26 protein-coding genes are annotated in these 24,030 nt (G+C 66.8%); 23 read left to right on the top strand and 3 right to left on the bottom strand.

Annotated elements, in window-relative coordinates; genetic code table 11:
• Positions 1-10: 10 nt before the first annotated feature.
• The 5 genes from eno to truD are packed head-to-tail and all read left to right on the top strand — an operon-like array spanning position 11 to position 3,916.
• Positions 11-1,303, top strand: coding sequence for a phosphopyruvate hydratase (eno, locus tag AC5P7S_RS04975; RefSeq protein WP_095377474.1), 1,293 nt, complete (start codon positions 11-13; stop codon positions 1,301-1,303).
• Positions 1,304-1,307: 4 nt separating this feature from the next.
• Positions 1,308-1,661 (top strand): cell division protein FtsB, encoded by a 354-nt coding sequence (gene ftsB / locus AC5P7S_RS04970; protein ID WP_005416028.1) that lies wholly within the window; start codon positions 1,308-1,310, stop codon positions 1,659-1,661.
• On the top strand, positions 1,658-2,356 hold the full coding sequence (gene ispD / locus AC5P7S_RS04965; protein WP_005416029.1) for a 2-C-methyl-D-erythritol 4-phosphate cytidylyltransferase: 699 nt from the start codon (positions 1,658-1,660) through the stop codon (positions 2,354-2,356). The genes ftsB and ispD overlap by 4 nt, the downstream gene beginning before the upstream one ends.
• Before the next feature lie 34 nt (positions 2,357-2,390).
• Entirely contained in the window at positions 2,391-2,888 is a 498-nt protein-coding gene (ispF, locus tag AC5P7S_RS04960) for a 2-C-methyl-D-erythritol 2,4-cyclodiphosphate synthase (RefSeq protein WP_005409005.1), read from the top strand.
• Positions 2,885-3,916 (top strand): tRNA pseudouridine(13) synthase TruD, encoded by a 1,032-nt coding sequence (gene truD, locus AC5P7S_RS04955; protein ID WP_005416030.1) that lies wholly within the window; start codon positions 2,885-2,887, stop codon positions 3,914-3,916. Before ispF ends, truD begins: the two co-directional genes overlap by 4 nt.
• Before the next feature lie 71 nt (positions 3,917-3,987).
• On the opposite strand, the gene AC5P7S_RS04950 is transcribed toward truD, so the two are convergent.
• A complete protein-coding gene (locus AC5P7S_RS04950; protein ID WP_005409007.1) occupies positions 3,988-4,527 on the bottom strand; it encodes a Smr/MutS family protein in 540 nt (179 codons plus the stop codon).
• Positions 4,528-4,736: 209 nt separating this feature from the next.
• Here AC5P7S_RS04950 and surE point away from each other — a divergent pair, with 209 nt between their 5' ends.
• From surE to AC5P7S_RS04925, 5 genes are all read left to right on the top strand, one after another.
• On the top strand, positions 4,737-5,516 hold the full coding sequence (gene surE, locus AC5P7S_RS04945) for a 5'/3'-nucleotidase SurE (RefSeq protein ID WP_005416031.1): 780 nt from the start codon (positions 4,737-4,739) through the stop codon (positions 5,514-5,516).
• Positions 5,513-6,190: a protein-L-isoaspartate(D-aspartate) O-methyltransferase gene (locus AC5P7S_RS04940; RefSeq protein ID WP_005416032.1), complete on the top strand. Its 678-nt coding sequence runs from the start codon at positions 5,513-5,515 to the stop codon at positions 6,188-6,190. Before surE ends, AC5P7S_RS04940 begins: the two co-directional genes overlap by 4 nt.
• Before the next feature lie 18 nt (positions 6,191-6,208).
• Positions 6,209-6,823 (top strand): YqaA family protein, encoded by a 615-nt coding sequence (locus tag AC5P7S_RS04935; RefSeq protein ID WP_005416033.1) that lies wholly within the window; start codon positions 6,209-6,211, stop codon positions 6,821-6,823.
• The gene (locus AC5P7S_RS04930; protein WP_005416034.1) at positions 6,820-7,602 is read left to right on the top strand and encodes a peptidoglycan DD-metalloendopeptidase family protein; all 783 of its coding nucleotides are present in this window, start codon (positions 6,820-6,822) and stop codon (positions 7,600-7,602) included. The genes AC5P7S_RS04935 and AC5P7S_RS04930 overlap by 4 nt, the downstream gene beginning before the upstream one ends.
• 171 nt (positions 7,603-7,773) lie before the next feature.
• Positions 7,774-8,262 carry a hypothetical protein gene (locus tag AC5P7S_RS04925; RefSeq protein ID WP_005416035.1) on the top strand — a complete coding sequence of 163 codons (489 nt, stop codon included), beginning with the start codon at positions 7,774-7,776 and terminating at the stop codon, positions 8,260-8,262.
• 28 nt (positions 8,263-8,290) lie between these two features.
• Here the strand turns inward: AC5P7S_RS04925 and AC5P7S_RS04920 are convergent, their stop codons facing one another.
• Positions 8,291-8,665: an Mth938-like domain-containing protein gene (locus AC5P7S_RS04920; RefSeq protein ID WP_005416036.1), complete on the bottom strand. Its 375-nt coding sequence runs from the start codon at positions 8,663-8,665 to the stop codon at positions 8,291-8,293.
• Between the two features lie 13 nt (positions 8,666-8,678).
• On the bottom strand, positions 8,679-8,984 hold the full coding sequence (gene yhbY, locus AC5P7S_RS04915) for a ribosome assembly RNA-binding protein YhbY (protein ID WP_005416037.1): 306 nt from the start codon (positions 8,982-8,984) through the stop codon (positions 8,679-8,681).
• Positions 8,985-9,049: 65 nt separating this feature from the next.
• Here yhbY and rlmE point away from each other — a divergent pair, with 65 nt between their 5' ends.
• The 13 genes from rlmE (at position 9,050) to alaS (ending at position 23,889) form a co-directional block, all read left to right on the top strand.
• The gene (gene rlmE / locus AC5P7S_RS04910; RefSeq protein ID WP_005409014.1) at positions 9,050-9,682 is read left to right on the top strand and encodes a 23S rRNA (uridine(2552)-2'-O)-methyltransferase RlmE; all 633 of its coding nucleotides are present in this window, start codon (positions 9,050-9,052) and stop codon (positions 9,680-9,682) included.
• 69 nt (positions 9,683-9,751) lie between these two features.
• Positions 9,752-11,686, top strand: coding sequence for an ATP-dependent zinc metalloprotease FtsH (ftsH, locus tag AC5P7S_RS04905; RefSeq protein WP_005416038.1), 1,935 nt, complete (start codon positions 9,752-9,754; stop codon positions 11,684-11,686).
• A 101-nt stretch (positions 11,687-11,787) separates the two neighbouring features.
• Complete coding sequence (locus tag AC5P7S_RS04900; RefSeq protein ID WP_005416039.1) at positions 11,788-11,973, top strand: hypothetical protein; 186 nt, start codon at positions 11,788-11,790, stop codon at positions 11,971-11,973.
• A 586-nt stretch (positions 11,974-12,559) separates the two neighbouring features.
• Positions 12,560-13,456 carry a dihydropteroate synthase gene (gene folP / locus AC5P7S_RS04895; protein ID WP_095377473.1) on the top strand — a complete coding sequence of 299 codons (897 nt, stop codon included), beginning with the start codon at positions 12,560-12,562 and terminating at the stop codon, positions 13,454-13,456.
• On the top strand, positions 13,456-14,409 hold the full coding sequence (gene miaA / locus AC5P7S_RS04890; protein WP_095377472.1) for a tRNA (adenosine(37)-N6)-dimethylallyltransferase MiaA: 954 nt from the start codon (positions 13,456-13,458) through the stop codon (positions 14,407-14,409). Before folP ends, miaA begins: the two co-directional genes overlap by 1 nt.
• 96 nt (positions 14,410-14,505) lie before the next feature.
• The gene (gene hfq / locus AC5P7S_RS04885) at positions 14,506-14,781 is read left to right on the top strand and encodes an RNA chaperone Hfq (protein ID WP_004152891.1); all 276 of its coding nucleotides are present in this window, start codon (positions 14,506-14,508) and stop codon (positions 14,779-14,781) included.
• A gap of 14 nt (positions 14,782-14,795) precedes the next feature.
• Entirely contained in the window at positions 14,796-16,106 is a 1,311-nt protein-coding gene (gene hflX / locus AC5P7S_RS04880) for a ribosome rescue GTPase HflX (RefSeq protein ID WP_005416042.1), read from the top strand.
• 125 nt (positions 16,107-16,231) lie between these two features.
• The gene (locus tag AC5P7S_RS04875) at positions 16,232-16,726 is read left to right on the top strand and encodes a CinA family protein (RefSeq protein ID WP_095377487.1); all 495 of its coding nucleotides are present in this window, start codon (positions 16,232-16,234) and stop codon (positions 16,724-16,726) included.
• A 34-nt stretch (positions 16,727-16,760) separates the two neighbouring features.
• Positions 16,761-18,443: a 2-polyprenylphenol 6-hydroxylase gene (gene ubiB / locus AC5P7S_RS04870; RefSeq protein WP_095377486.1), complete on the top strand. Its 1,683-nt coding sequence runs from the start codon at positions 16,761-16,763 to the stop codon at positions 18,441-18,443.
• Between the two features lie 208 nt (positions 18,444-18,651).
• A complete protein-coding gene (lexA, locus tag AC5P7S_RS04865; protein ID WP_005416045.1) occupies positions 18,652-19,287 on the top strand; it encodes a transcriptional repressor LexA in 636 nt (211 codons plus the stop codon).
• Positions 19,288-19,491: 204 nt separating this feature from the next.
• Positions 19,492-20,529 (top strand): recombinase RecA, encoded by a 1,038-nt coding sequence (gene recA / locus AC5P7S_RS04860; protein ID WP_170944900.1) that lies wholly within the window; start codon positions 19,492-19,494, stop codon positions 20,527-20,529.
• A 110-nt stretch (positions 20,530-20,639) separates the two neighbouring features.
• Positions 20,640-21,131, top strand: a complete 492-nt coding sequence (gene recX / locus AC5P7S_RS04855) for a recombination regulator RecX (RefSeq protein WP_095377470.1) — start codon at positions 20,640-20,642, stop codon at positions 21,129-21,131.
• 109 nt (positions 21,132-21,240) lie between these two features.
• Positions 21,241-23,889, top strand: a complete 2,649-nt coding sequence (alaS, locus tag AC5P7S_RS04850) for an alanine--tRNA ligase (protein ID WP_095377469.1) — start codon at positions 21,241-21,243, stop codon at positions 23,887-23,889.
• Positions 23,890-24,030: the final 141 nt, after the last annotated feature.

The raw sequence follows: 24,030 nt of genomic DNA, 5'->3' as shown, positions 1-24,030 counted from the left end.
CGGCCCGACCATGAGTACGATCCGCAGCATCCACGCCCGTGAAATCCTCGACAGCCGTGGCAACCCCACGCTGGAAGCCGAAGTCATCCTGGAGGACGGTTCGTTCGGTCGCGCCGCGGTTCCCTCCGGCGCCTCGACCGGCACCAAGGAAGCGGTCGAGCTGCGTGATGGCGACAAGACCCGTTACCTGGGCAAGGGCGTGCGCAAGGCCGTTGACAACGTCAACACCACGATTGCCGCCGCGCTGAAGGGGTTTGAAGCCACCGACCAGGCCGGCCTCGACCGTCGCCTGATCGATCTGGACGGCACCGAGAACAAGGGTCGGCTGGGCGCCAACGCACTGCTGGGTGTTTCGATGGCCGCCGCGCACGCCGCCGCCGCATCCAGCAAGCAGGCGCTGTGGCAGTACCTGGCTGCCCGGACCGGCGTGACCCCGTCGCTGCCGGTGCCGATGATGAACATCATCAACGGCGGCGCGCATGCCGACAACAACGTCGACTTCCAGGAGTTCATGGTGCTGCCGGTCGGCTTCACCTCGTTCTCCGAAGCATTGCGCGCCGGTACCGAAATCTTCCATTCGCTGAAGTCGGTGCTGAAGGGCCACGGCCTGAGCACGGCGGTGGGCGACGAAGGCGGCTTCGCGCCGGACTTCCGCAGCAACGTCGAAGCGCTGGACACCATCCTCGAAGCAATCGGCAAGGCCGGCTACACCGCCGGTGAAGACGTGCTGCTGGGCCTGGACGTGGCTTCCAGCGAATTCTTCGAGAACGGCAAGTACAATCTGGTCGGCGAGAACAAGCGCCTGACTTCCGAGCAGTTCGTCGACTTCCTCGCCGACTGGGCCGCGCAGTACCCGATCATCACGATTGAAGATGGCCTGGCCGAGAACGACTGGGCGGGTTGGAAGCTGCTGACCGGCCGCATCGGCAAGAAGGTGCAGCTGGTCGGTGACGACCTGTTCGTGACCAACCCGAAGATCTTCCAGGAAGGCATCGACTCGGGCACCGCCAACGCGATCCTGATCAAGGTCAACCAGATCGGCACGCTCAGCGAAACCCTGGAAGCGATCGCCATGGCCGACCGCGCCGGCTATGCCGCCGTGGTCTCGCACCGGTCGGGCGAAACCGAAGACACCACCATCGCCGACATCGCCGTGGCCACCACCGCCACCCAGATCAAGACCGGCTCGCTGTGCCGCAGCGATCGCGTGGCCAAGTACAACCAGCTGCTGCGCATCGAGGAAGCCCTCGGCGCCGGCGCGCGTTACGCCGGTCGTGACGCGTTCGTTTCGCTGAAGCGCTGAGCCGATGCGCGACTGGCGCTGGATGCTGCTTGTGCTGGCCCTGTTGCTGGGCTGGCTGCAGTACCGCTTCTGGTTCGGTCCGGGCAATTCGGGTGAAGTGATGATGCTCGAAGCCCAGGTCGCCAACCAGGAACGGGACAATGAGGGCCTGCAGCAGCGCAACGACGCGCTGGCCGCCGAAGTGAAGGACCTCAAGGAAGGCCAGTCCGCCATCGAGGAACGCGCGCGCAGCGAGCTGGGCATGATCAAGCCCGGTGAGAAGTTCTACCGCGTGGTCGAGGATGCGCCGGTCCGTCCGGCGCAGCCCGCTGCAGGCGTCACTGTCCAGGCCGGCGATCACCCGGCGGACGTGCCATGAGCGCGGCGATCTGGGTGGTGGTTCCGGCTGCCGGCCGTGGCGCCCGCTTTGGTGCGCCGCTGCCCAAGCAGTACCTGCAGGCGGGCGGGCAGATCCTGCTCGCTCATACCCTGGACGCGCTGCTGGCGCATCCGGCCGTGGCCGGCGCAATGGTGGTGATCGGCCAGGACGACGGCGACTGGCCGGGCTGGAGCGAATGGGCCGGCAAACCGGTGCTGACCTGCATCGGCGGCGCGACCCGTGCCGCCTCGGTGCTGGCTGGGCTGCAGGCGTTGCCGGACTCGGTGCGCGCTGATGAATTCGTGCTGGTCCACGATGCCGCGCGACCCAACCTGTCGCTGGCCGATCTTGGCCGCCTGCTTGAAGTCGGGCGTGCCGATCCGGTCGGGGCGATCCTGGCTGCACCGGTGCGCGACACCCTCAAGCGCGCGGGCGACGACGGTGGCATCGATGGCACCGAACCGCGCGAGCGGCTGTGGCGTGCACTGACACCACAGCTGTTCCGCCGCCACCAGCTCAGCCGCGCGCTGTCCGACGCCGCCGCTGCCGGTGTTGAAGTCACCGACGAGGCCATGGCCATGGAGCGCCAGGGCCAGCGCCCGCTGCTGGTGGAAGGCAGCGAGGACAACTTCAAGGTCACCACCCCGGCCGATCTGGACCGGTTCGAATTCGTACTTTCCCGCCGCGCCGGCTGACTGCCCGCGCGGCCCTGCTGCAAGGGCTGCATCCATGAGCACCGCACCGTTCCCGCCCGTCCGTATCGGCCAGGGCTACGACGTCCATGCCTTCGGTGAAGGCGATCACATCATGCTCGGCGGAGTGAACGTGCCGCACAGCTGCGGCGTGCTGGCGCACAGCGACGGCGACGTGATCCTGCACGCCCTGTGCGATGCCATGCTCGGTGCGCTGGCGCTGGGCGATATCGGCCAGCATTTCCCGCCGAGCGATGATCGCTGGAAGGGCGCCGACAGCAGCGATTTCGTGCGCCATTGCGACAGCCTGCTGCGCGAGCGTGGCTGGCGCGTTGGCAACACCGACATCACCGTGATCTGCGAGCGGCCGAAGGTTGGCCCGCATGCGCTGGCCATGCGTGAGCGCATTGGTGGGTTGCTGCAGCTGCCGCTGGACGCGGTCAGCGTCAAGGCGACCACCTCGGAGAAGCTGGGCTTCACCGGCCGCGGCGAAGGCATCGCCGCGCAGGCGGTCGTGTTGCTGGTGGCGGCATGATCCCGCTGCCGTTGGCGTTTGGTGCGCCGCTGTTGACGGCGCGCATCCGCACCACGCCGGACGATTTCCAGGTGGATGAACTGCCGGCCTTCGAGGCCACCGGTGAAGGTGAGCACCTGTTGCTGCACATCCGCAAGCGCGGCGCCAACACTGTGCATGTGGCCAAGCTGCTGGCCAAGTGGGCGGGCCTGCCGGAAATGGCGGTGAGCTACGCCGGCATGAAGGATCGGCATGCAGTCACCACCCAGCGTTTCAGCGTGCACCTGCCCAAGCGCGTCGCGCCGGATCTGGCCGAGCTGGCCAGTGATGAGATCGAAGTGCTCGAAGCGACCTGGCACAACCGCAAGCTGCAGCGTGGTGCACTGGCCGGCAACCGCTTCAGGCTGGTGCTGCGCGAGGTGCAGGGCGATGCTGCGGCGATCAGCGAGCGCCTGCAGCAGGTCGCCGGGCGCGGCCTGCCGAACTGGTTTGGCGAGCAGCGCTTCGGCCGCGACGGCGGCAACGTGCCTGCCGCATTGGCGATGTTCGGTGGCCGCCGCATGCGCAAGGACCAGCGTTCGCTGCTGCTGTCAGCCGCCCGCTCGGCGCTGTTCAATCGTGTGCTCGCCGCGCGCGTGGAGCAGGGCAACTGGGATCAACCGCTGGACGGTGAAGTGTGGATGCTCGACGGCAGCCGCAGCGTGTTCGGCCCCGAACCCTACACCGACGTGCTGGCCGAGCGCCTGGCCCGTTTCGACATCCATCCCAGCGCGCCGCTGTGGGGCGAAGGCGAGCTGCGCAGCGCCGACGCTGCACGTGAGCTGGAGCTGGCCGCGCTGGACGACGAGGAATCGAAGGCGCTGCGCGCTGGCCTGGAAGACGCACGGCTGAAGCAGGAGCGCCGCGCGCTGCGCCTGCGCCCGGCGTTGCTGCAGCATCAGTGGTTGGCCAGTGATGTACTGGAACTCTCGTTCGCGTTGCCGCCGGGCTGCTACGCCACCGCCGTGCTGCACGAACTCGGCCCCGTCGAAGACGCCGCGCAGGCCTGACAGAAAAAGGGGACGGAGGGAATTAAGTCGTTTGTGGCACAAACGACTTAATTCCCTCCGTCCCCTTTTTGTCAACGCCGCGCCAGCAACACCAGCACCGCGCCGGTGCCGCCTTGCCCGGTCGGCGCCGAATGAAACGCCAGCACGTCGTTGCGAAGCCGCAGCAGGCGATCAACCAGGTTCTTCAGCACCGGTGCACCGCCATCGGACTGCAGGCCCTTGCCGTGGATGATGCGCACGCAGCCATACTCGTGTGCATGCGCTTCCAGCAGGAACTGGCGCAGCAGGGTTTCCGCCTGCGCGGCGGTGGCGCCGTGTAGGTCGAGCTCATCCTGTACCGAATACTGGCCGCGCTTGAGACGCTGGAACAGGCGCGGTGGCAGGTTGTCGCGGCGGTAGCTGGCCACGTCGCCCGCTTCCAGCGGCGTACTGTCGCGCAGCAGCCGCGCAAACTCGCCCGCGGCTTCGGCCTCGTCGCGTTCGGCCATGCGTGCGCGCGGCTTCGGCCGGGGCGCAGCAGGCGCCGGTTCGGCATCCTTGCGCAGCGGCGTCACTTCACCGATGGCCGCACGGAACAACGCGGCCGGATCTTCGTCTTCAGGGTGCGACATGCGCACAGGGTAAACCGCCGGCGCGGGTCTGCCTATGACGGTTCGATGTCGGCCGTGACCGCCGGCAGGGTAGGACCGGCGGCTCGCATGCGGCACAATAGACGATGCCCTTGCAGGGTCGACGGCTTCCGCAGGGGAGTACGACGGTCCCGCCCACACTGCACGGTGACGGAATCGAATTCTTGGAAAATCAAGCGGTTAAATCGAAGATGCGAATCCTGGTCAGTAATGACGATGGTGTCGACGCCGCAGGCATCCGGATGCTTGCTTCGGTCCTGCGCGAGGCCGGACACGAAGTCACGGTGGTCGCGCCCGACCGCGATCGCTCCGGTGCCAGCAACTCGCTGACCCTGGACCTGCCGATCCGGCTCAAGCGCATCGACCATTACACCGTTTCGGTGGCTGGCACGCCGACCGACTGCGTGCACCTGGCGCTGACCGGCCTGCTTGAATTCGAGCCGGACATCGTCGTGTCAGGCATCAACAACGCCGCCAACCTCGGCGACGACGTGATCTATTCCGGCACCGTCTCGGCGGCGATGGAAGGCCGCTTCCTCGGCCTGCCGGCGGTGGCGGTTTCGCTGGTTACCCGCAACCACGATCCGAAGCACTTCGACACCGCCGCGCGCGCCGCAGTGGAGATCGTGGCCCGGCTCAAGGCCGATCCGCTGCCGGCCGACACCATCCTCAACGTCAACGTGCCGGATCTGCCGTGGAGCGAGGTCAAGGGCTTCGAGGTCACCCGCCTCGGCAACCGCCATCGTGCCGAAGGCTGCATCGCGCAGAAGGATCCGCGCGGCAACGAGGTGTACTGGATCGGCCCGGCCGGGCGCGAGCAGGACTCCGGCCCGGGCACCGACTTCCACGCGGTGCGCACCGGCCACATCTCGATCACCCCGATCCAGGTGGACCTGACCCGCTACCAGGCGCTGGAGAAAGTGGCCAGCTGGGTGGGTGGCCTCAGCGCCGCGCTGGACCGGCCGGCATGAGTCCACGCCTGCGACTGCAGCCGGAAGCTGTCGGCATCGGCATGACCTCGCAGCGCGTGCGTGACCGTCTGGTCGATCGCCTGCGCGAAGCTGGCATCGTCGACGAGTCCACCTTGAACGCAATCCGGGTTGTGCCGCGCCATCTGTTCATCGATGAAGCACTGGCCTCGCGTGCCTATGAGGACACCGCGCTGCCGATCGGCCATGGCCAGACCATCTCGCAGCCCTGGGTGGTCGCCCGGATGACCGAGGCGGTGCTCCAGGTCGCGCCGAAGCGCGTGCTGGAAGTCGGCACCGGCTCGGGCTACCAGGCCGCCATCCTGGGCGCGCTGGGCCTGGAGGTCTACACCGTGGAGCGTATCGGTGACCTGTTGCGGCAGGCACGCAAGCGCTTCCGCGCACTGGGCATGAACATCCGCACCAAGCATGACGACGGTCGCGCCGGATGGGCCGAGCACGGTCCGTTCGATGCCATCGTGGTCACCGCCGCCGCGCCTGCACTGGTCGATGAACTGGTCGGGCAGCTGGCTGAAGGGGGGCGCCTGGTGGCGCCGGTGGGTGGCCCGGGCGGACAGTCGCTGGTGCAGCTGGACCGCAAGCCCGATGGCAGCATCGAACAACGCGTGCTGGCACCGGTCACGTTCGTGCCGCTGCTGTCTGGCATGCTCGACTAATCCACGGAGCAGGGTTGCATGAAGATTTTCGGGCCGCTGTACGAGCGGGCGATGAAGTGGGCGGCGCACGAACGCGCGCCGACCTACCTGACGGTACTGAGTTTCTTTGAAGCGATCATCTTCCCGGTGATGCCGGAAGTGATGCTGGCACCGATGTGCGTGGCCCAGCCCAAGCGTGGCTGGTGGTTCGCCACCCTCAGCCTGGCGGGCTCGATGGTCGGCGCGCTGGTTGGTTACGCGCTGGGTCATTACGCTTTCGAGGCGATCAAGCCGGTGTTCGAGGCGCTGGGCATGCTTCCGGCGATCGAGCAGGGCATCACCACCGTGCAGGCGAAGATGGCCGAATCGCCGTGGGCGGTGTTCACCTTCCTGGTGCTGGGCGGCTTCATGCCGATCCCGATGAAGGTCTTCACGTGGGCATCGGGTATCGTCGGCGTACCGATGCCGCAGTACCTGTTGAGCATGTTGATCGGTCGTGGCAAGCGCGTGTTCGTGCTGGCCGCGGTCATCCGTATCGGTGGTGCGCGTGCCGAAGCGGCGCTGCGTCGCTGGATTGAACCGCTGGGCTGGATCGCCACCGTGCTGGTGGTGGTGCTGATCGCCTGGCTTGTATGGAGGTCGAAGTTCGCATGAATCCTGATCGTCTGAGCAAGGGAGTGCGCATCGGCGCGCTGGCGTTGCTGGTTTCCACACTGGCCGCCTGCGGTACCGCCACCGTGGTCCGCCCGGGCGGCGGCAACGCTGGCGGCGTGACCACGCCGAAGACCTCGGTACCCAAGCCCGGGCAGACCGTGGTGGTGCGCAAGGGCGACACCATCTATGCGCTGGCCCGCATCCATGACATCACCCCGGCCGACCTGATTGCCTGGAATCGTCTGGACAACCCGTCGACCATCTACCCCGGCCAGGTGATCCGCCTGTATCCGCAGGGGGCCACCAGCGGCCGTGCGCCGACCACGGTGGTCACCCCGCCGCGTTCGGCTGGCAGCAGTGGCGGCAGCACCGCGCCGGCCCCGGCGCCGGTCGGGCCGGTGAAGAGCAACATCGCCTGGCGCTGGCCAGCCGATGGCGCGATCGTCGGCCGCTACGTGGCCGGTGACGCGACCAAGCAGGGCGTCGACATCGCCGGCACCAGCGGCCAGCCGGTCAAGGCAACCGCCAACGGTGTGGTGGTGTACTCCGGTGCCGGCCTGGTCGGCTACGGCGAACTGATCATCATCAAGCACAGCGACCAGTGGCTGTCCGCCTATGGTCACAACCGCAAGCGCCTGGTCAATGAAGGGCAGAGCGTGAAGGCTGGCGAGCAGATCGCCGAAATGGGCCGCACCGGTGCGAACCGCGACATGGTCCACTTCGAGATTCGCTACAACGGCAAGCCGGTCGATCCGCAGCAGTACCTGCCGGCACGTTGACGCGGTTGGAACAGGGAGTGCCGGGCCATGCCTGGCGTTCCTGACCTGTAGAGCCGTGCTCGACTCAGCGACTGCGGAGCGGACGTTTGCGATCCTGTGTGCCGCAGGCTCACCTTCACGGCGGACCGGATACCCGGCATTCTTGAGCGGTCCCAGTCGACCCGGTACCCCATGCTGCGTCCTGCTTCCGTTCTCGCCTTGCTGATCGTCGCGCCGCTGGTCACCGCGGCCAGCGATCCGCGCGACGTGGTCACCCGTCTTTACGCCGTAGTCCAGGCGCCGGCTTCAGATGAAGCAGCCATCCCGCCGTTGCTGGGCGATGCCCTGCGCTCGGCGGTCGATGCGCAGCATGCTTACGAGCGGGCCTGCACCGCGCTGGCCGCGCGCGACGAGAAGCCGCACATGCTCGACCAGAGCCTGTATCTGCTGGCGCCGGACCGACCGGACACGGTCGCGGTGGGAATGCCCGAATCGAGGGGTGACGCGACCTGGATCCGCGTCGACATGGCAGTGGGCGACTATCGATGGACCGACCGGGTCCTGCTGCAGCGGCAGGACCGGGACTGGAAGGTCATGGATATCCGCTGGGGGCAGGGCGGCCACCTGATCGGCCGGCTCCAGGAGTTCTCGGCATTCCGCTGCGCGCCTTCAGGCCGCTAGGGGCCGGAGGCACCGGTGACTCGAGAACTCAGCCTTCCAGAATGAAAGCAGCCGCGACCTTGCGGCCTTCGCCTGCCAGGATGTTGAAGGTGCGTGCGGCGGCTGGATTGTTCATCACTTCCAGGCCGATGCCGCGTGACAGGCAGGCGGCCATCACCACCGCCGATGGGAACACCTGGCGGTCACCGGTACCCAGCACGATCAGCGCCGGGTTCAGCGCCAGGATCGGCTCCAGGTCCGCCAGCTGCAACGCAGCGGCGCTCGCCACCGGCCAATGCGCGACCAGCTGGTCCGGGGTCAGGAAGAAGCTCCCGTCCAGCACCTGGTCATTGACCTTGGCCGAGCGGCCATCGGCGGCGCGCAGGCTGTAGGCGTAGTCGGGCGGTTCGTGGTTCAGCTGCATGAGGGTAGGGCGATCAGCCGCGCGGCAGCACGATCTGGCGCTGTTCCCTGCTCGGGCGGTACAGCACGGCGACGTGGCCGATGCGCTGCACCAGAGCGCTCTCGGTGGCTTCGACGATCTCGCCGATCATCACGTCACGGGCGTCGCGATCCTCGGCAGCGACCTTCACCTTGACCAGCTCGTGGCGCTCCAGCACTTCGTTCAGCTCAGCGATGAAGGCCGGGGTCACACCCTTGCCGCCGGTCTGCAGCAGGGCCTTCAGGTCGTGGGCTTGGCCGCGCAGGAAACGGGTCTGGGAAGCGGTCAGGGCGATGGACATGCAGGAAAACACGGTTGAATGGGGCGATCAGGGTATCATGAGGACCCCATCAGCCCCTATTTTCAATGGCTACCCGCAGCAAAAGCAGCCAGCGCTGGCTCAAGGAACACTTCTCCGACCCCTTCGTGAAGAAGGCGCAGGCCGAAGGCATGCGCTCGCGCGCCGCCTACAAGCTCGAAGAGCTGCTTGAACGTGACCGGCTGCTGAAGCCGCACATGGTGGTGGTCGACCTCGGCGCGGCGCCGGGTGGCTGGTCTCAGCAGGTTAGGAGACAGATCGGCGACACCGGCCGCGTGCTGGCCCTGGACATCCTGGACATGCCGCCGCTGGCCGGCGTGGAGTTCCTTCATGGTGACTTCAGGGAAGAAGCGGTCCTATCGCAGTTTGAAGCCATGCTCGGGGATCAGCCGGTAGACCTTGTGCTGTCGGACATGGCCCCCAATAAGAGTGGTGTGGGCGCGGTCGACCAGCCGCGGATGATGCACCTGGCGGAGCTGGCCCTGGATTTTGCCGACAACCACCTGAAGACCGGTGGGGCATTCCTGATCAAGCTGTTCCAGGGCGAGGGCTTTGACGACTACGTGCGCGACATGCGCCGCCGGTACGACAAGGTCTCCATCCGCAAGCCGGAAGCCTCGCGCAAGCGCTCTCCCGAGGTGTACGCCTTGGGTCAGGGAAAACGCGCCCACATGAAGTAAGCTCGCAATGTACGCAAGTTCGACCCCCACGCAACGCCAGCACTGAGAGGAACACCGGAGCCAATGAGGATGAACGACTTGACCAAGAACCTCCTGCTATGGGTGGTCGTCGCCGTCGTGCTGATGGTGGTCTTCCAGAGCTTCTCGCCGAAGTCCTCCGGAGCCGGCGCGCAGGGTGCGTCGTACTCGCAGTTCCTGGACCAGGTGGACAGCGGCAACGTGCAGAAGGTCGCCTTTGGCGGCGACATGCGCGGCGGCACCAGCCAGCTGACCTACACCACCCGCGGCGGGCAGACATCCACCATCACCGCACCGTTCGATCGCGACCTGATCAACGTGCTGCGCACCAAGAACGTGGAGATCGTGCAGGAGGAGCCGTCCAGCGGCATCTCCCTCGGCGCGATCCTGATGAATTTCCTGCCGGTCATCCTGATCATCGGCTTCTGGTTGTTCATCATGCGCCAGATGCAAGGCGGTGGCGGCGGTGCCAAGGGCGCGATGTCCTTCGGCAAGTCGCGCGCCAAGCTGCAGGGCGAGGACCAGATCAAGGTCACCTTCGCCGACGTCGCCGGCTGCGACGAGGCCAAGGAAGAAGTGGGCGAGCTGGTCGACTTCCTGCGCGACCCGTCCAAGTTCACCAAGCTGGGTGGCAAGATTCCGCGCGGCGTGCTGATGGTGGGCCCGCCGGGTACCGGCAAGACGCTGCTGGCCAAGGCCATCGCCGGCGAAGCCAAGGTGCCGTTCTTCTCGATCTCCGGTTCGGACTTCGTGGAAATGTTCGTCGGCGTCGGCGCCAGCCGCGTGCGCGACATGTTCGAGCAGGCCAAGAAGCATGCCCCGTGCATCATCTTCATCGACGAAATCGACGCCGTCGGTCGCCACCGTGGCGCCGGCCTGGGCGGTGGCCATGACGAGCGCGAGCAGACCCTGAACCAGCTGCTGGTCGAAATGGACGGTTTCGAGGGCGGTGAAGGCGTGATCGTGATCGCCGCCACCAACCGTCCGGACGTGCTGGACCCGGCGCTGCTGCGCCCGGGTCGCTTCGACCGCCAGGTCGTGGTTGGCCTGCCGGACGTGAAGGGTCGCGAGCACATCCTGAAGGTCCACATGCGCAAGCTGCCGCTCGCCGACGATGTCGAGCCGATGGTGATCGCGCGGGGTACCCCGGGCTTCTCCGGTGCTGATCTGGCCAACCTGTGCAACGAGGCGGCCCTGTTCGCCGCGCGTGGCAACGAGAAGGAAGTCCGCATGGACCACTTCGACCGTGCCCGCGACAAGATCCTGATGGGTGCCGAGCGCCGCTCGATGGCCATGAGCGAAGAAGAGAAGACCCTGACCGCCTACCACGAAGCCGGCCACGCCATTGTCGGCCGCCTGGTGCCCGAGCACGACCCGGTCTACAAGGTCACGATCATCCCGCGCGGCCGTGCGCTGGGCGTGACCATGTACCTGCCGGAGGGCGACAAGTATTCGATGAACCGCGTGGCGATCAAGTCGCAGCTGTGCTCGCTGTACGGTGGTCGTGTGGCCGAGGAGCTGATCTTCGGTGCCGACAAGGTCACCACGGGCGCTTCCAACGACATCGAACGCGCCACCAAGATGGCCCGCAACATGGTCACCAAGTGGGGCCTGTCCGACCAGCTCGGCCCGATCGCCTATGGCGAAGAGGATGACGAGGTGTTCCTGGGCCGTTCGGTCACCCAGCACAAGAGCGTGTCCAACGACACCGCGCGTCGCATCGATGAGGAGGTGCGCAAGATCCTCGACGAAGCCTACGCGCGCACTACCGAGCTGATGACGGCCAACCTGGACAAGTTGCACGCGATGTCCCAGCTGCTGCTGCAGTACGAGACGATCGACGCGCCGCAGATCGACGCCATCATGGAAGGCCGCGATCCGCCGCCGCCGGCTGGCTGGAGCAAGTCGAACAAGGATGGTGGCAACGACAAGGGCGGCGACGCCCGCCCGCTGCCGCCGATCGCGGGCCCGGCCGAATCGCACTGACGGCCGCTGCGCGTGACACCAGGCGAGGCCGGGGCAACCCGGCTTCGTCGTTTCCGGGCTACCGGCCCATTCCGAAGAACCGAACTGACGCTGGAGCCCGCATGTCTGCCCCGAAGCCCGAACCGATTTCCCACACCGCCGAAATGGTCATCGCCACCGTGGTCGGCGTGGGTGTGGGCCTCGGAGCCGACAATCTGCTGTTGGGCTGCGTGGTGGGTATCGCGGTCGGCATCGTGCTGAGCATCGCCAGGACCCTGTACGTGGACCGCAAGCGTCGCCGCCGTTGAGGGTGTCGGCAGGGCTGCGCCCTGCACCCGTGGTAGTGCCGGCCGCTGGCCGGCAACCTCAGCAGCAACAGCAACAGCAACAGCAACATTCCGTGGTTTGGCGGGGCGGTGTCGGAGGGCGGGGACGCCGTGAACCCGTCCATGGGGGCTTGGCAGCCGCATCCATGCGGCTGACACCCCGCCCTCCGACACCGCCCCACCTCTGACAGATTTCTGCTGCTGTTGGTGGGTGTCGACCTTGGTCGACACGGTAGATCCACGCCATGCGTTGATCAATCTCCATCGAATTCGAATTTCTCGAGAATTGAACGAAGAGCATCCACGCATGGCGTGGATCTACTGAAGATCGCGGAAGACTGTCGAAGGCGGGGTGGGTCCGGTTGCGGGAGTGTCCGCGGCATGGATGCCGCGGCCAAGCCCCCATGGACGGGTTCACGGCGTCTCCCGCAGCCGGACCCACCCCGCCTACCCTCAGGAAACCAGCTTCTGCTGTTGCTTGGGCTTTTGCTGTGGCCGTTGCCTCGGCGGGTGCAGGGCGCCGCCCTGCCGAACTAAACTACCCGCCGTTGTTCCAGCAGGATTACCGATGTTCGATACCTCGCCCCAGCTCGATTGCGCCGGCCGCATCCTGCGCCTCGACCGTGCCCAGGTCATGGGCATCGTCAACGTCACCCCGGACTCGTTTTCCGATGGCGGCGCGCACGACACCACCGAGGCCGCAATCGCTCATGGCCTGAAGCTGGTCGAGGAGGGCGCGGACCTTCTCGATATCGGCGGCGAATCGACCCGCCCGGGCGCCACGCCGGTATCGGTCGAGGAGGAGCTGGGCCGGGTGATTCCGGTGATCGAGCAGCTGGCGGCCCGGACCCACGTGCCGATCAGCATCGACACCTTCAAGCCGGAAGTGATGCGCGCGGCCGTGGCCGCTGGCGCCGGCATGATCAACGACATCTTCGGCCTGCGCCAGGAGGGTGCGCTCGAGGCCGCTGCGGAAACCGGCGTGCCGGTGGTGCTGATGCACATGCAGGGCGAACCGGGCCACATGCAGGCCGATCCGCACTACGACGATGTGGTCGGCGAGGTGCACGGCTTCCTGGTGCAGCGCCTGTTCGCTGCCGAGATGGCAGGCATCGCGAGGAAGAACCTGCTGATCGACCTCGGTTTCGGCTTCGGCAAGACCACCGGCCACAACGTGACCCTGCTGGCGCGTTCGGAGCGCTTTCTGGAACTGGGCGTGCCGATGCTGGCCGGCCTGTCGCGCAAGCGCAGTCTCGGTGAACTGACAGGTCGCGATACGCCGTCCGAGCGGGTAGCGGCCTCGGTGGCCGCGCACCTGATCGCGGTCCAGCGTGGCGCGCGCATCGTACGCGTGCATGACGTGGCGGCCACAGTTGATGCGCTGAAGATCTGGCAGGCGGTGCAAGCCGTACCGACGCCGCGCGCCGACGCTGCGCCGACGATCCGCTGGCCGGACGAAGACTGATGGGTATCGATCGGCGGCCACTGGCGATCGCCGTGATGGGGCCGACCGCCAGTGGCAAGACCGCCACTGCGATCGCCCTGGCACGGCAGCTGGATGGGGAAATCGTCAGCGTCGACTCGGCACTGGTGTACCGCCACCTGGACATCGGTTCGGCCAAGCCCGATGCGACGGAGCGCGCGCAGGCGCCGCACCATCTGCTGGACCTGCGTGACCCCTGGCAGACCTACTCGGCGGCCGAGTTCGCCGCCGATGCCGGGCGGGTCGTGGCCGACATCGCGGCGCGTGGCAGGACGCCGATCCTGGCCGGTGGCACTGGCCTGTACTTCCGGGCGCTGCTGCAGGGCCTGTCGCCGATGCCGGAGGCCGACCCGGCAATGCGCGAAGCGCTCAGCGCCGAGGCGGCCGAGCGTGGCTGGGCGGCACTGCACGCCGAGCTGGCCAAGGTCGACCCGGCCGCCGCCGCACGCATCCATGCGACCGATCCGCAACGCATCCAGCGGGCGCTGGAGGTCTATCGCCTGACCGGTATCCCCATTACTGAATGGCAGCGCCGGCCGGGCGAAGCGCCATTGCCGGTGCGCACCCTCAAGCTGATCCTCGCTCCACGCGACCGTGCGGTTCTGCACCAGCGCATCGAGGCGCGCTTCGACGCCATGCTGGGGCAGGGGTTCCTCGACGAGGTGCGGGCATTGCGCGCGATGCCGGAAATGGCAGCCGTGGAGGCGCCCCTGGACCTGCCGGCAGTGCGTGCGGTCGGCTATCGGCAGGCCTGGGAGTACCTGGACGGGGAGGGTGATGCCGCCCGTTTCCGTGACAAGGCGATCTTCGCCACCCGGCAACTGGCCAAGCGCCAGCTGACCTGGCTGCGCGGCGAGCTTGATGCGCGCTGGTTCGACCCCCATGTTGATGGGGAGCGCCTGGCCAGCGCGGTGTCGACCTTCGTCGCACGCTGAATCCCCGCCAGCCGTGTAACATCATCGGTCGGCGGGCGGCTCGGGGGCCGCGGCAACCGTCGGCAACCCAATAAGAACAATAATCAGGAGTGTGCAATGTCCAAGGGGCAATCGCTGCAGGATCCTTTCTTGAACGCACTGCGGCGCGAACGCGTGCCGGTTTCGGTGTACCTGGTGAACGGCATCAAGCTGCAGGGCACGATCGAGTCGTTCGACCAGTTCGTGGTCCTGCTGCGCAACACGGTCAGTCAGATGGTCTACAAGCACGCCATTTCCACCGTCGTTCCGGCACGCAACGTGAAGGTCGGTCCGGGCGGTGGTTACGTGCAGTCGGGTGAAGGCGGTCAGGCAGGTGATGAAGCAGACGAGTAATACCGGAGCGGTGAATGTTTGACCGCTCGAAAAAGGGTGAACACGCCCTGTTGATCCAGCCCCATTTCGGCAAACTGGAAGACGATGTGCTCGAAGAATTCGGTGATCTGGCCCGCTCGGCCGGGGCCAGCATCGCCGCGACGATCACTGCGCGCCTGGACCGTCCGAATCCGTCGACCCTGATCGGCAGCGGCAAGCTGGACGAGATCAAGGCTGCGGCCGACGCCAGCGGGGCCGACCTGATCTTGGTCAATCATGCATTGAGCCCGGGCCAGGAACGCAACCTGGAACGTTTCCTCGAGCGCCGGGTGATCGACCGCACCGGCCTGATCCTGGACATCTTCGCCCAGCGTGCGCACAGCCACGAAGGCAAGCTGCAGGTCGAACTGGCACAGCTGCGCCACCTAGCTACGCGGCTGGTGCGCGGCTGGACCCATCTGGAGCGCCAACGCGGCGGTTCGATCGGCCTGCGCGGACCGGGTGAAACCCAGCTGGAAACTGACCGCCGTCTGCTGCAGAAGCGGGTGGAGCAGCTGCAGAAGCGCCTGGAAAAGGTCGAAGTGCAGCGCACCCAGATGCGCCGTGCGCGTGTGCGCAGCGAGCTGCCGCGCGTGGCCCTGGTGGGCTACACCAACGCCGGCAAGTCGACCCTGTTCAACGCCATGACCGGCGCTGAGGCCTATGCCGCCGACCAGCTGTTCGCAACGCTGGATCCGACCGTGCGCCGCATCGCGGTGCCGGGGGGCAACGTGGTGCTGGCCGATACCGTCGGTTTCGTCCGCGATCTGCCGCATGATCTGGTCGCGGCGTTCCGCTCGACCCTGTCCGAGGCGCGCGAGGCCGACTTCCTGCTGCATGTGGTCGACGCTGCCGATCCGCACCGCGAGGAGCGCATCGCCCAGGTCGACGAGGTGCTGACCGCAGTCGGTGCCGGTGACCTGCCGCAATTGCTGGTGTTCAACAAGATCGACCGCATCGACGGTGCCGACGTGCGCCACGATGGCCAGGACGGTATCCCGGATGAGTCGCGTCGTGAGCGGGTGTGGATTTCCGCGCGTGACGGGCGGGGGCTGGAGCTGCTGCAGGCGGTGCTGGGCAAGCGCCTGGGCCTGCAGCATGTCACCGGCGAACTGCGCCTGCCGCCGGATGCCGGCCGCCTGCGCGCGCGCCTGCACCAGCTGGAAGTGATCCGCAGCGAGCAGGCTGATGAGGAAGGCTGGCTGCTGCATGTCGACTTGCCGATTGCCGAAGCCGAGAAGCTGGCCGCCAGTGCCGACGGCGCACCGATCCGGGCGCTGCTGCCGGAGAAACTGCCGGAGTGGTGAGGTAGCACCTGGCAGGGCCGGCGAGTGCCGGCCGCCGGCCGGCAGCGCAACCGTCCCGGATGGGCGCGACATCTGCCTGTCATCTGCGGTACAACGTGCAGGTTCTTCACCCCACCGTCATGCCGATGTCCATCCCCACCGACGCTGAACTCAATACCCAGTCCGCCGCGCTTGGGCAGCGCCTCGAGCAGGCCTCGCTGCAGCTGGTGACCGCTGAAAGCTGCAGTGGTGGCTGGATTGCAAAGTGCATGACCGACATCGCAGGTTCGTCGGCATTCTTCGACTGCGGCATGGTGGTCTACAGCTACGAAGCCAAGCAGCGCCTGCTCGGCGTGCGCGCACAGACGCTGGAGCAGTTTGGCGCAGTCAGCCGCGAAACCGTGCTGGAAATGGTTTCCGGTGCGCTGGTCAACTCGGGGGCCGGCATCGCGGTGGCAGTGACCGGCATCGCCGGTCCCGGCGGCGGCAGCCCTGGCAAGCCGGTCGGCAGCGTCTGGATCGGCTGGAAGCGGCGCGGCGGCTACGCCCGCGCCGAGCTGTTCCAGTTCGAGGGCGACCGCGAAGCCATCCGCCGGCAAACCGTGGCGGCGGCATTGCGCGGCATCGACGCCCAGCTGTGACATGCTGCTCCGGTAATCGTCCGGAGCACGCATGATGTGGGAAACGCTGGGCACGGTCCGTGACCTGGGCCGACTGCAGGAAATTGCGGTTGTCCTGATCCGCTATGGTTTCGGTGACGTGGTGCGGCGCATCGGCCTGGCCACCACGCTGGAGCGCGCTGGGCGCCTGCTGCACTGGAACGAGGATCGCCAGGAACTGCTGCGGATGACCGCGCCGGTGCGCGTACGCAGCGCGATGCAGGATCTCGGCCCGACCTTCGTCAAGCTCGGTCAGGTGCTGGCGACGCGCGTCGACCTGCTGCCGCCGGAATGGATCGCTGAACTGTCCGAGCTGCAGAACGCGGTACCCGCGCTGCCGTATGCCGATATCCGTGAGCAGCTGGAGGCCGACCTGGGCGCCTCGCCTGCAGACGTGTTCGCCTTCCTCGATGAAATCCCGATGGCCGCCGCCTCGCTGGCGCAGGCCCATCGCGCGCGCCTGCATGACGGCCGCGAGGTGGTGCTGAAGGTACGGCGCCCGGGTATCCGCGACGTGGTCGAGGCCGACCTGCGGTTGCTGGCGCGCCTGGCCGAAATCGTCGAGGCGCGGCTGCCGGACCTGCGCCGCTATCGTCCGGCCGAGGTCGTGCAGCAGTTCACCGTGTCGCTGCGACGCGAGCTGGATTTCGCCGCCGAATGCCGCAACGCCGAACGCATCGCACGCAACTTCAACGGTCGTGACGACATCCTGATCCCCGGCGTGCACTGGCAGTGGACCTGTGAAAGCCTGAATGTGCAGGACTTCGTCGACGGCATTCCCGGGCGTGACCTGGCCGGCGTCGATGCGGCGGGCCTGGACCGGCGCGAACTGGCTCGGCGCGGTGCCGGCATCGTGCTCAAGATGGTGCTGGAGGACGGCTGCTTCCACGCCGACCCGCACCCCGGCAACATCTTCTACCTGCGTGACGGCCGCATCGGCGTGATTGACTTCGGCATGGTCGGCGCGTTGTCCGAAGTGCGCCGCTTCCAGGTCGCGCAGCTGCTGCACGGGCTGGTCGAGCAGGACCCGCAGAGCGTGGCCGATGTGCTGCTGGACTGGGCCGGCGGCGTGGAAGTGGACGAGAACCGCCTGCAGCACGACATCAGCCAGTTCGTCGACCAGTATCGCGGCGTGCCGCTGAAGGACCTGCGCATCGGCCTGATGCTGGGCGATATCACCCAGCTGCTGCGCAGCTACAGCCTGACCCTGCCGGCCGATCTGGCGCTGATGATCAAGGCCTTCCTGACCCTGGAAGGCATGGGGCGCCAGCTGGACCCGGATTTCGACATGGCCAGTGCCGCGCGCCCGTTCCTGGAACGGGTGGCGCTGCAGCGCTATGCGCCCAAGGCGCTGCTCAAGCGTGGCCGACGCAGCCTGCTGGGCCTGGTCGACTTCGCCGGGGAACTGCCGCGCGACCTGCGCAAGCTGGTCCAGGCGGCACGCCGCGGCCGCCTCCAGCTGAAGGTGGAAACCACTGCGCTGCAGGGCTTTGGCGAACAGGTGAATCGGGCAGCGAACCGGCTGGTGATGGGTATCGTCACCGCCGCGCTGATCATCGGGTCCTCGATCGTGATGCACAGCGTTGGCGGGGTCTCCAGTCGCTGGCTGCTGGCACTGGGCGTGTGCGGTTTCATCGGCGCCGGCTTCTGCGGCGTGTGGATCCTGTTCTCCATATGGAGGAGCGGCAAGCACACATAGTGTGCTTGCCGCAGCGGTTCCCCATCGGAACCGTGGAATCGCTGCGCGATCCCTGTAGGGCCGACCGCTGGTCGGCTGCTCTTGCTTTTGCCTTTGCCGCCCGGCCATTGGCCCAACTGCCGAGCATGGCTCGGCACTACAGATCCCATCACCTGTTTGTCGTACCCGGCACTTGCAGTTGTGTGCGTTAGTAGTAATACTACTAACCATGGACCTGACCGACACCCAGCAGGCGATCCTGCAGTTGATCGCCGAGCGCATCGAGAGCGAAGGCGCACCGCCGTCGCAGACTGAAATCGCACGCGCGTTCGGCTTCAAGGGGGTGCGTGCGGCCCAGTACCACCTGGAAGCCCTGGAGCAGGCCGGTGCGATCCGTCGCATCCCGGGCCAGGCTCGCGGCATCCGCCTGGTGCAGGCACCGCCGGTCGAAAAGCTGGCCGAGCCGGGCCTTCCGGACAGCGTGCTGCGCTTGCCGGTGCTGGGCCGGGTCGCTGCCGGCTTGCCGATCGGTGCCGACATCGGCTCCGACGATTTCGTGGTGCTGGACCGGGTGTTCTTCTCGCCGGCGCCGGACTACCTGCTGAAAGTGCAGGGCGACTCGATGATCGATGAGGGCATCTTCGACGGTGACCTGATCGGCGTGCACCGCACCCGCGACGCCCGTTCCGGGCAGATCGTGGTGGCCCGCATCGATGACGAGATCACCGTCAAGCTGCTGAAGATCGCCAAGGACCGCATCCGCCTGCTGCCGCGCAATCCTGATTACAAGCCGATCGAGGTGCTGCCGGACCAGGATTTTGCGATCGAAGGCCTCTATTGCGGCCTGCTTCGGCCCAATCGTTGACCCGCTCCATGGTGCATTACCCCGCGGTCTTTTGTGGCGATTCTCTGGTTCCACTGAGGTTGGTACGGATGTCCGATAATTCTTTTCAGAGCGCCGGGCAGAATCTCAGCCTGTGCGATACGTCCGACTTAAAGTGAACCCATGGCAAAGAAGACCCCCAAAGACAGCACCCCCAACGACATGACCTCTGCAAGGACCAATACGATGGACGAGAACAAGAAGCGCGCCTTGGCTGCTGCTCTGGGCCAGATCGAGAAGCAGTTCGGCAAGGGCTCGGTGATGCGCATGGGCGACCGCGTGGTCGAGCCCGTCGAAGCCATCCCGACCGGTTCGCTGATGCTCGACATCGCACTGGGCATTGGCGGTCTGCCGAAGGGCCGTGTCGTTGAGATCTACGGGCCGGAATCCTCGGGCAAGACCACCCTGACTCTGCAGGCCATCGCCGAATGCCAGAAGATGGGCGGTACCGCGGCCTTCATCGATGCCGAGCACGCGCTTGACCCGATCTACGCCGCGAAGCTGGGCGTGAACGTGGACGACCTGCTGTTGTCGCAGCCGGACACCGGTGAGCAGGCGCTGGAAATCGCCGACATGCTGGTCCGTTCGGGCTCGGTTGACATCCTGGTGGTCGACTCGGTCGCCGCGCTGACCCCGAAGGCCGAAATCGAAGGCGAAATGGGTGACCAGCTGCCGGGTCTGCAGGCCCGCCTGATGAGCCAGGCGCTGCGCAAGCTGACCGGCAACATCAAGCGTTCGAACACCCTGGTGATCTTCATCAACCAGCTGCGCATGAAGATCGGCGTGATGATGCCGGGCCAGAGCCCGGAAACCACCACCGGCGGCAACGCGCTGAAGTTCTACGCCTCGGTCCGCCTGGACATCCGCCGTATCGGTGCGATCAAGAAGGGCGATGAGATCATCGGCAACCAGACCAAGATCAAGGTCGTCAAGAACAAGCTGGCGCCTCCGTTCAAGCAGGTCATCACCGAGATCCTGTACGGCGAAGGCATCAGCCGCGAGGGCGAACTGATCGACATGGGCGTGGATGCCAAGCTGGTCGAGAAGGCCGGCGCCTGGTACAGCTACGGTGAAGAGCGCATTGGCCAGGGCAAGGACAATGCCCGCAGCTACCTGCGCGACAACCCGACCGTCGCCGCCAAGCTCGAGGCCGAGCTGCGTGAGAAATTCCAGCCGGCCGAAGCGGCCCGCGAGGAAGGCGACGACGAAGGCGACGACGAGTAAGGCTTGCTGTGGGGCAGGGCGGCGCCGTCAGTGACGTCGCCCTGTCCCGCAGGTTCGAATCGCCCAGGGATGGGCAGGGCGCCAAGGACGGCGCCACCCTTGGAGCATCGATGTCCGACGCCGAAGACATTCCTACCGGCCGCAAGCGCCGGCTGCGTGAGCAGACTCCCGTACAACGGGCGCTGGGCCTGCTGGTCCGCCGCGAGCACTCGCGCAAGGAACTCACCCGCAAGCTGACCGCCCGTGGCATCGAAGACGAAGCCGCGCAGGCCGCTGTCGCCAAGCTGACCGAAGCGGGCTGGCAGGACGACACCCGTTTTGCCGAGAACCTGGTGCGGATGCGCGCCAGTACGGGTTATGGCCCGATCCATGTCCGCGCCGAGCTGGGCACCCATGGCCTGGACAGTGCCGCGATTGCCGCGGCGATGGACAGTTACGATGGCGACTGGCAGGAAAATGCCCGTGATCTGGTCCGCCGGCGCTTTGGCGAGGCCGGTCCGCAGGACCTGACGCAGCGGCGCAAGGCCGCCGATCTGCTGGCCCGACGGGGCTTCGACGGCGACAGCATCCGCCGTGCGACCCGCTACGACCCGGATGACTGAGACTGGCGGCGCCGGGCCTGATACCCTTTAGGTTTTCGGCGCTCCCTCGCGACCCTGGCCAACACGGCCGGTGGTCCGGGTCCGCCGGCCCGCAGACTGCCAGCCCCCAATGAACGCATCCGCCAAATTCACGACATCCCAGATCCGCAGCGACTTCCTTGAATTCTTCAAGGGCAAAGGCCACACCATCGTGCCCTCGGCGCCGCTGGTGCCGGGCAATGATCCGACCCTGCTGTTCACCAACTCCGGCATGGTGCAGTTCAAGGACGTGTTCCTTGGCGCGGAGAAGCGTAGCTACGTGCGCGCGGCCGACGTGCAGCGCTGCCTGCGCGCGGGCGGCAAGCACAACGATCTCGACCAGGTCGGCTACACCGCACGCCACCACACCTTCTTCGAAATGCTGGGCAACTGGTCGTTCGGCGACTACTTCAAGAAGGACGCGATCGCCTGGGCCTGGGAACTGCTGACCCAGGTCTGGAAGCTGCCGGCTGAACGCCTGTTGGTCACCGTCTACCAGACCGATGACGAAGCCTACGAGCTGTGGCGCGACATGGTCGGCGTACCGGAAGAGCGCATCGTGCGCATCGGCGACAACAAGGGCGCACCGTTTGCCTCGGACAACTTCTGGCAGATGGCCGACACCGGCCCGTGCGGCCCGTGCACCGAGATCTTCTACGACCACGGTGACCATATCGCCGGTGGCCCCCCGGGTTCCCCGGATGAAGACGGCGACCGCTTCATCGAAATCTGGAACCTGGTGTTCATGCAGTTCGACCGCCAGCCCGACGGCACCCTGGTGCCACTGCCGGCGCCGTGCGTGGATACCGGCATGGGCCTGGAGCGCCTGGCGGCGATCCTGCAGCACGTGCACACCAACTATGAGATCGACCTGTTCCAGGCGCTGATCCGCAAGGCCTCCGAGCTGACCGGCACCGCCGACCTGGAGAACAAGTCGCTGCGCGTGATTGCCGACCACATCCGCGCCTGCTCGTTCCTGATCGTCGACGGCGTGCTGCCGTCCAACGAAGGCCGGGGTTACGTGCTGCGCCGTATCATCCGCCGCGCCCTGCGCCACGGCTGGATGCTGGGCGTGCGCCAGCCGTTCTTCAGCAAGCTCGTGCCGACGCTGGTCGAGCAGATGGGCGAGGCCTATCCGGAACTGCCGGCTGCGGTGGACATTGTCACCCGTGCGCTGCAGGCCGAGGAAGAGCGTTTCGCCGAAACCCTCGATGCCGGCATGAAGATCTTCGAGGACGTGGCCGGCAAGGCCAGCAATGGCGTGATCCCGGGCGTTGACGCCTTCCGCCTGTATGACACCTATGGCTTCCCGCTCGACCTGACCCAGGACATCGCCCGCGAGCGCGACCTGACCGTCGACATTGCCGGCTTCGATGCCGCGATGGAGCAGCAGCGCGAGACCGCGCGCGCCGCCGGCAAGTTCGGTGGCGGCGTGACCCTGCCAGCCGAGCTGGTGGCGACCCTCAGCCCGACCCAGTTCCTGGGCTATGACCGCCTGCAGGCCGACGGCCTGAGCGTGCTGGCCCTGCTCAAGGACGGTCGTCCGGTGCAGTCGTCCGATGCGGGTGACGCAGTCATCGTCATCACCAACCAGACCCCGTTCTACGCCGAGTCCGGCGGCCAGGTCGGCGACACCGGCGTGCTGACCGGCAACGGCGTGCGCCTGGTGGTGGAAGACACCCAGAAGTTCGCCGGCCAGTTCCATGGCCATGTCGGCACCCTGTCCGAAGGCGGCCTGAAGGTCGGCGATGTGCTGTCCGGCCAGGTCGATGGCGAGCGCCGTGGTGCCACCATCCTCAACCACTCGGCCACCCACCTGCTGCACGCCGCGCTGCGCGAAGTGCTGGGCACCCACGTGCAGCAGAAGGGCTCGCTGGTCGCGCCGGACCGCCTGCGTTTCGACTTCTCGCACTTCCAGCCGATCAGCGCGGAAGAGCTGGCGGTGATCGAGCGCAAGGTCAACCAGCAGGTGCGTGCCAACAACGCCGCCGAAGTGCACACCATGGCCATGCAGGAAGCGCTGGACTTCGGCGCGATGGCCCTGTTCGGTGAGAAGTACGGTGAGCAGGTGCGCGTGCTGAAGATGGGTGACTACTCCACCGAGCTGTGCGGTGGCACCCACGTCAACCGTACCGGCGACATCGGCCTGTTCAAGATCACCTCCGAGGGTGGCGTCTCCGCGGGCGTGCGCCGCATCGAGGCCGTCACCGGCCAGGGCGCGCTGGACTACGTGGACGCCGAAGAGGCCCGCCTGGCCGAGGCCGCTGAGCTGCTCGGTGGCAGCGCTGCCGACGTGGTCGAGAGGATCCGTGCCCTCGGCCAGCGCCAGAAGCAGCTGGAGCGCGAACTGGAAGGCGTGAAGGCCAAGGTTGCTGCGGGTGCCACGGCCGACCTGTCCGGCCAGGCCGTCGAGGTTGCTGGCGTGAAGGTGCTGGCCGCCCGCCTGGAGGGCTTCGACGCCAAGGCCTTGCGTGACGCCATGGACCGCCTCAAGCAGCAGCTGGGCGACGCGGTGATCGTGCTGGCCGGCGCCCAGGACGGCAAGGCCGCCCTGGTCGCAGGCGTGAACGGCAGCGCAATGGGCAAGGTCAAGGCCGGGGAACTGTTGTCCCATATCGCCGGTCAGATCGGGGGCAAGGGCGGCGGACGCCCGGACCTCGCCCAGGGTGGTGGCGAGGACGGGCCCGCCCTTGCCACTGCGCTGGCTGCAGTCGTCGAATGGGTCAGCCCCCGCCTGTGATGAACCTGGCCGTCCCCCTCCTTGTAGGAGCGGGACGGCTGACGGTACCATTGCGAATCTTTTCCCTTTGTCGTGGTAGCGCTTCTTGACGGAGCGTCAAGCCGGTGGGGGATACCCTTCCACACGGTTCCATGGAGACTT

This window comes from Stenotrophomonas sp. YJH_SMC_32, from assembly GCF_059369975.1.
This window is presented reverse-complemented; position numbering and strand designations above follow the sequence as displayed.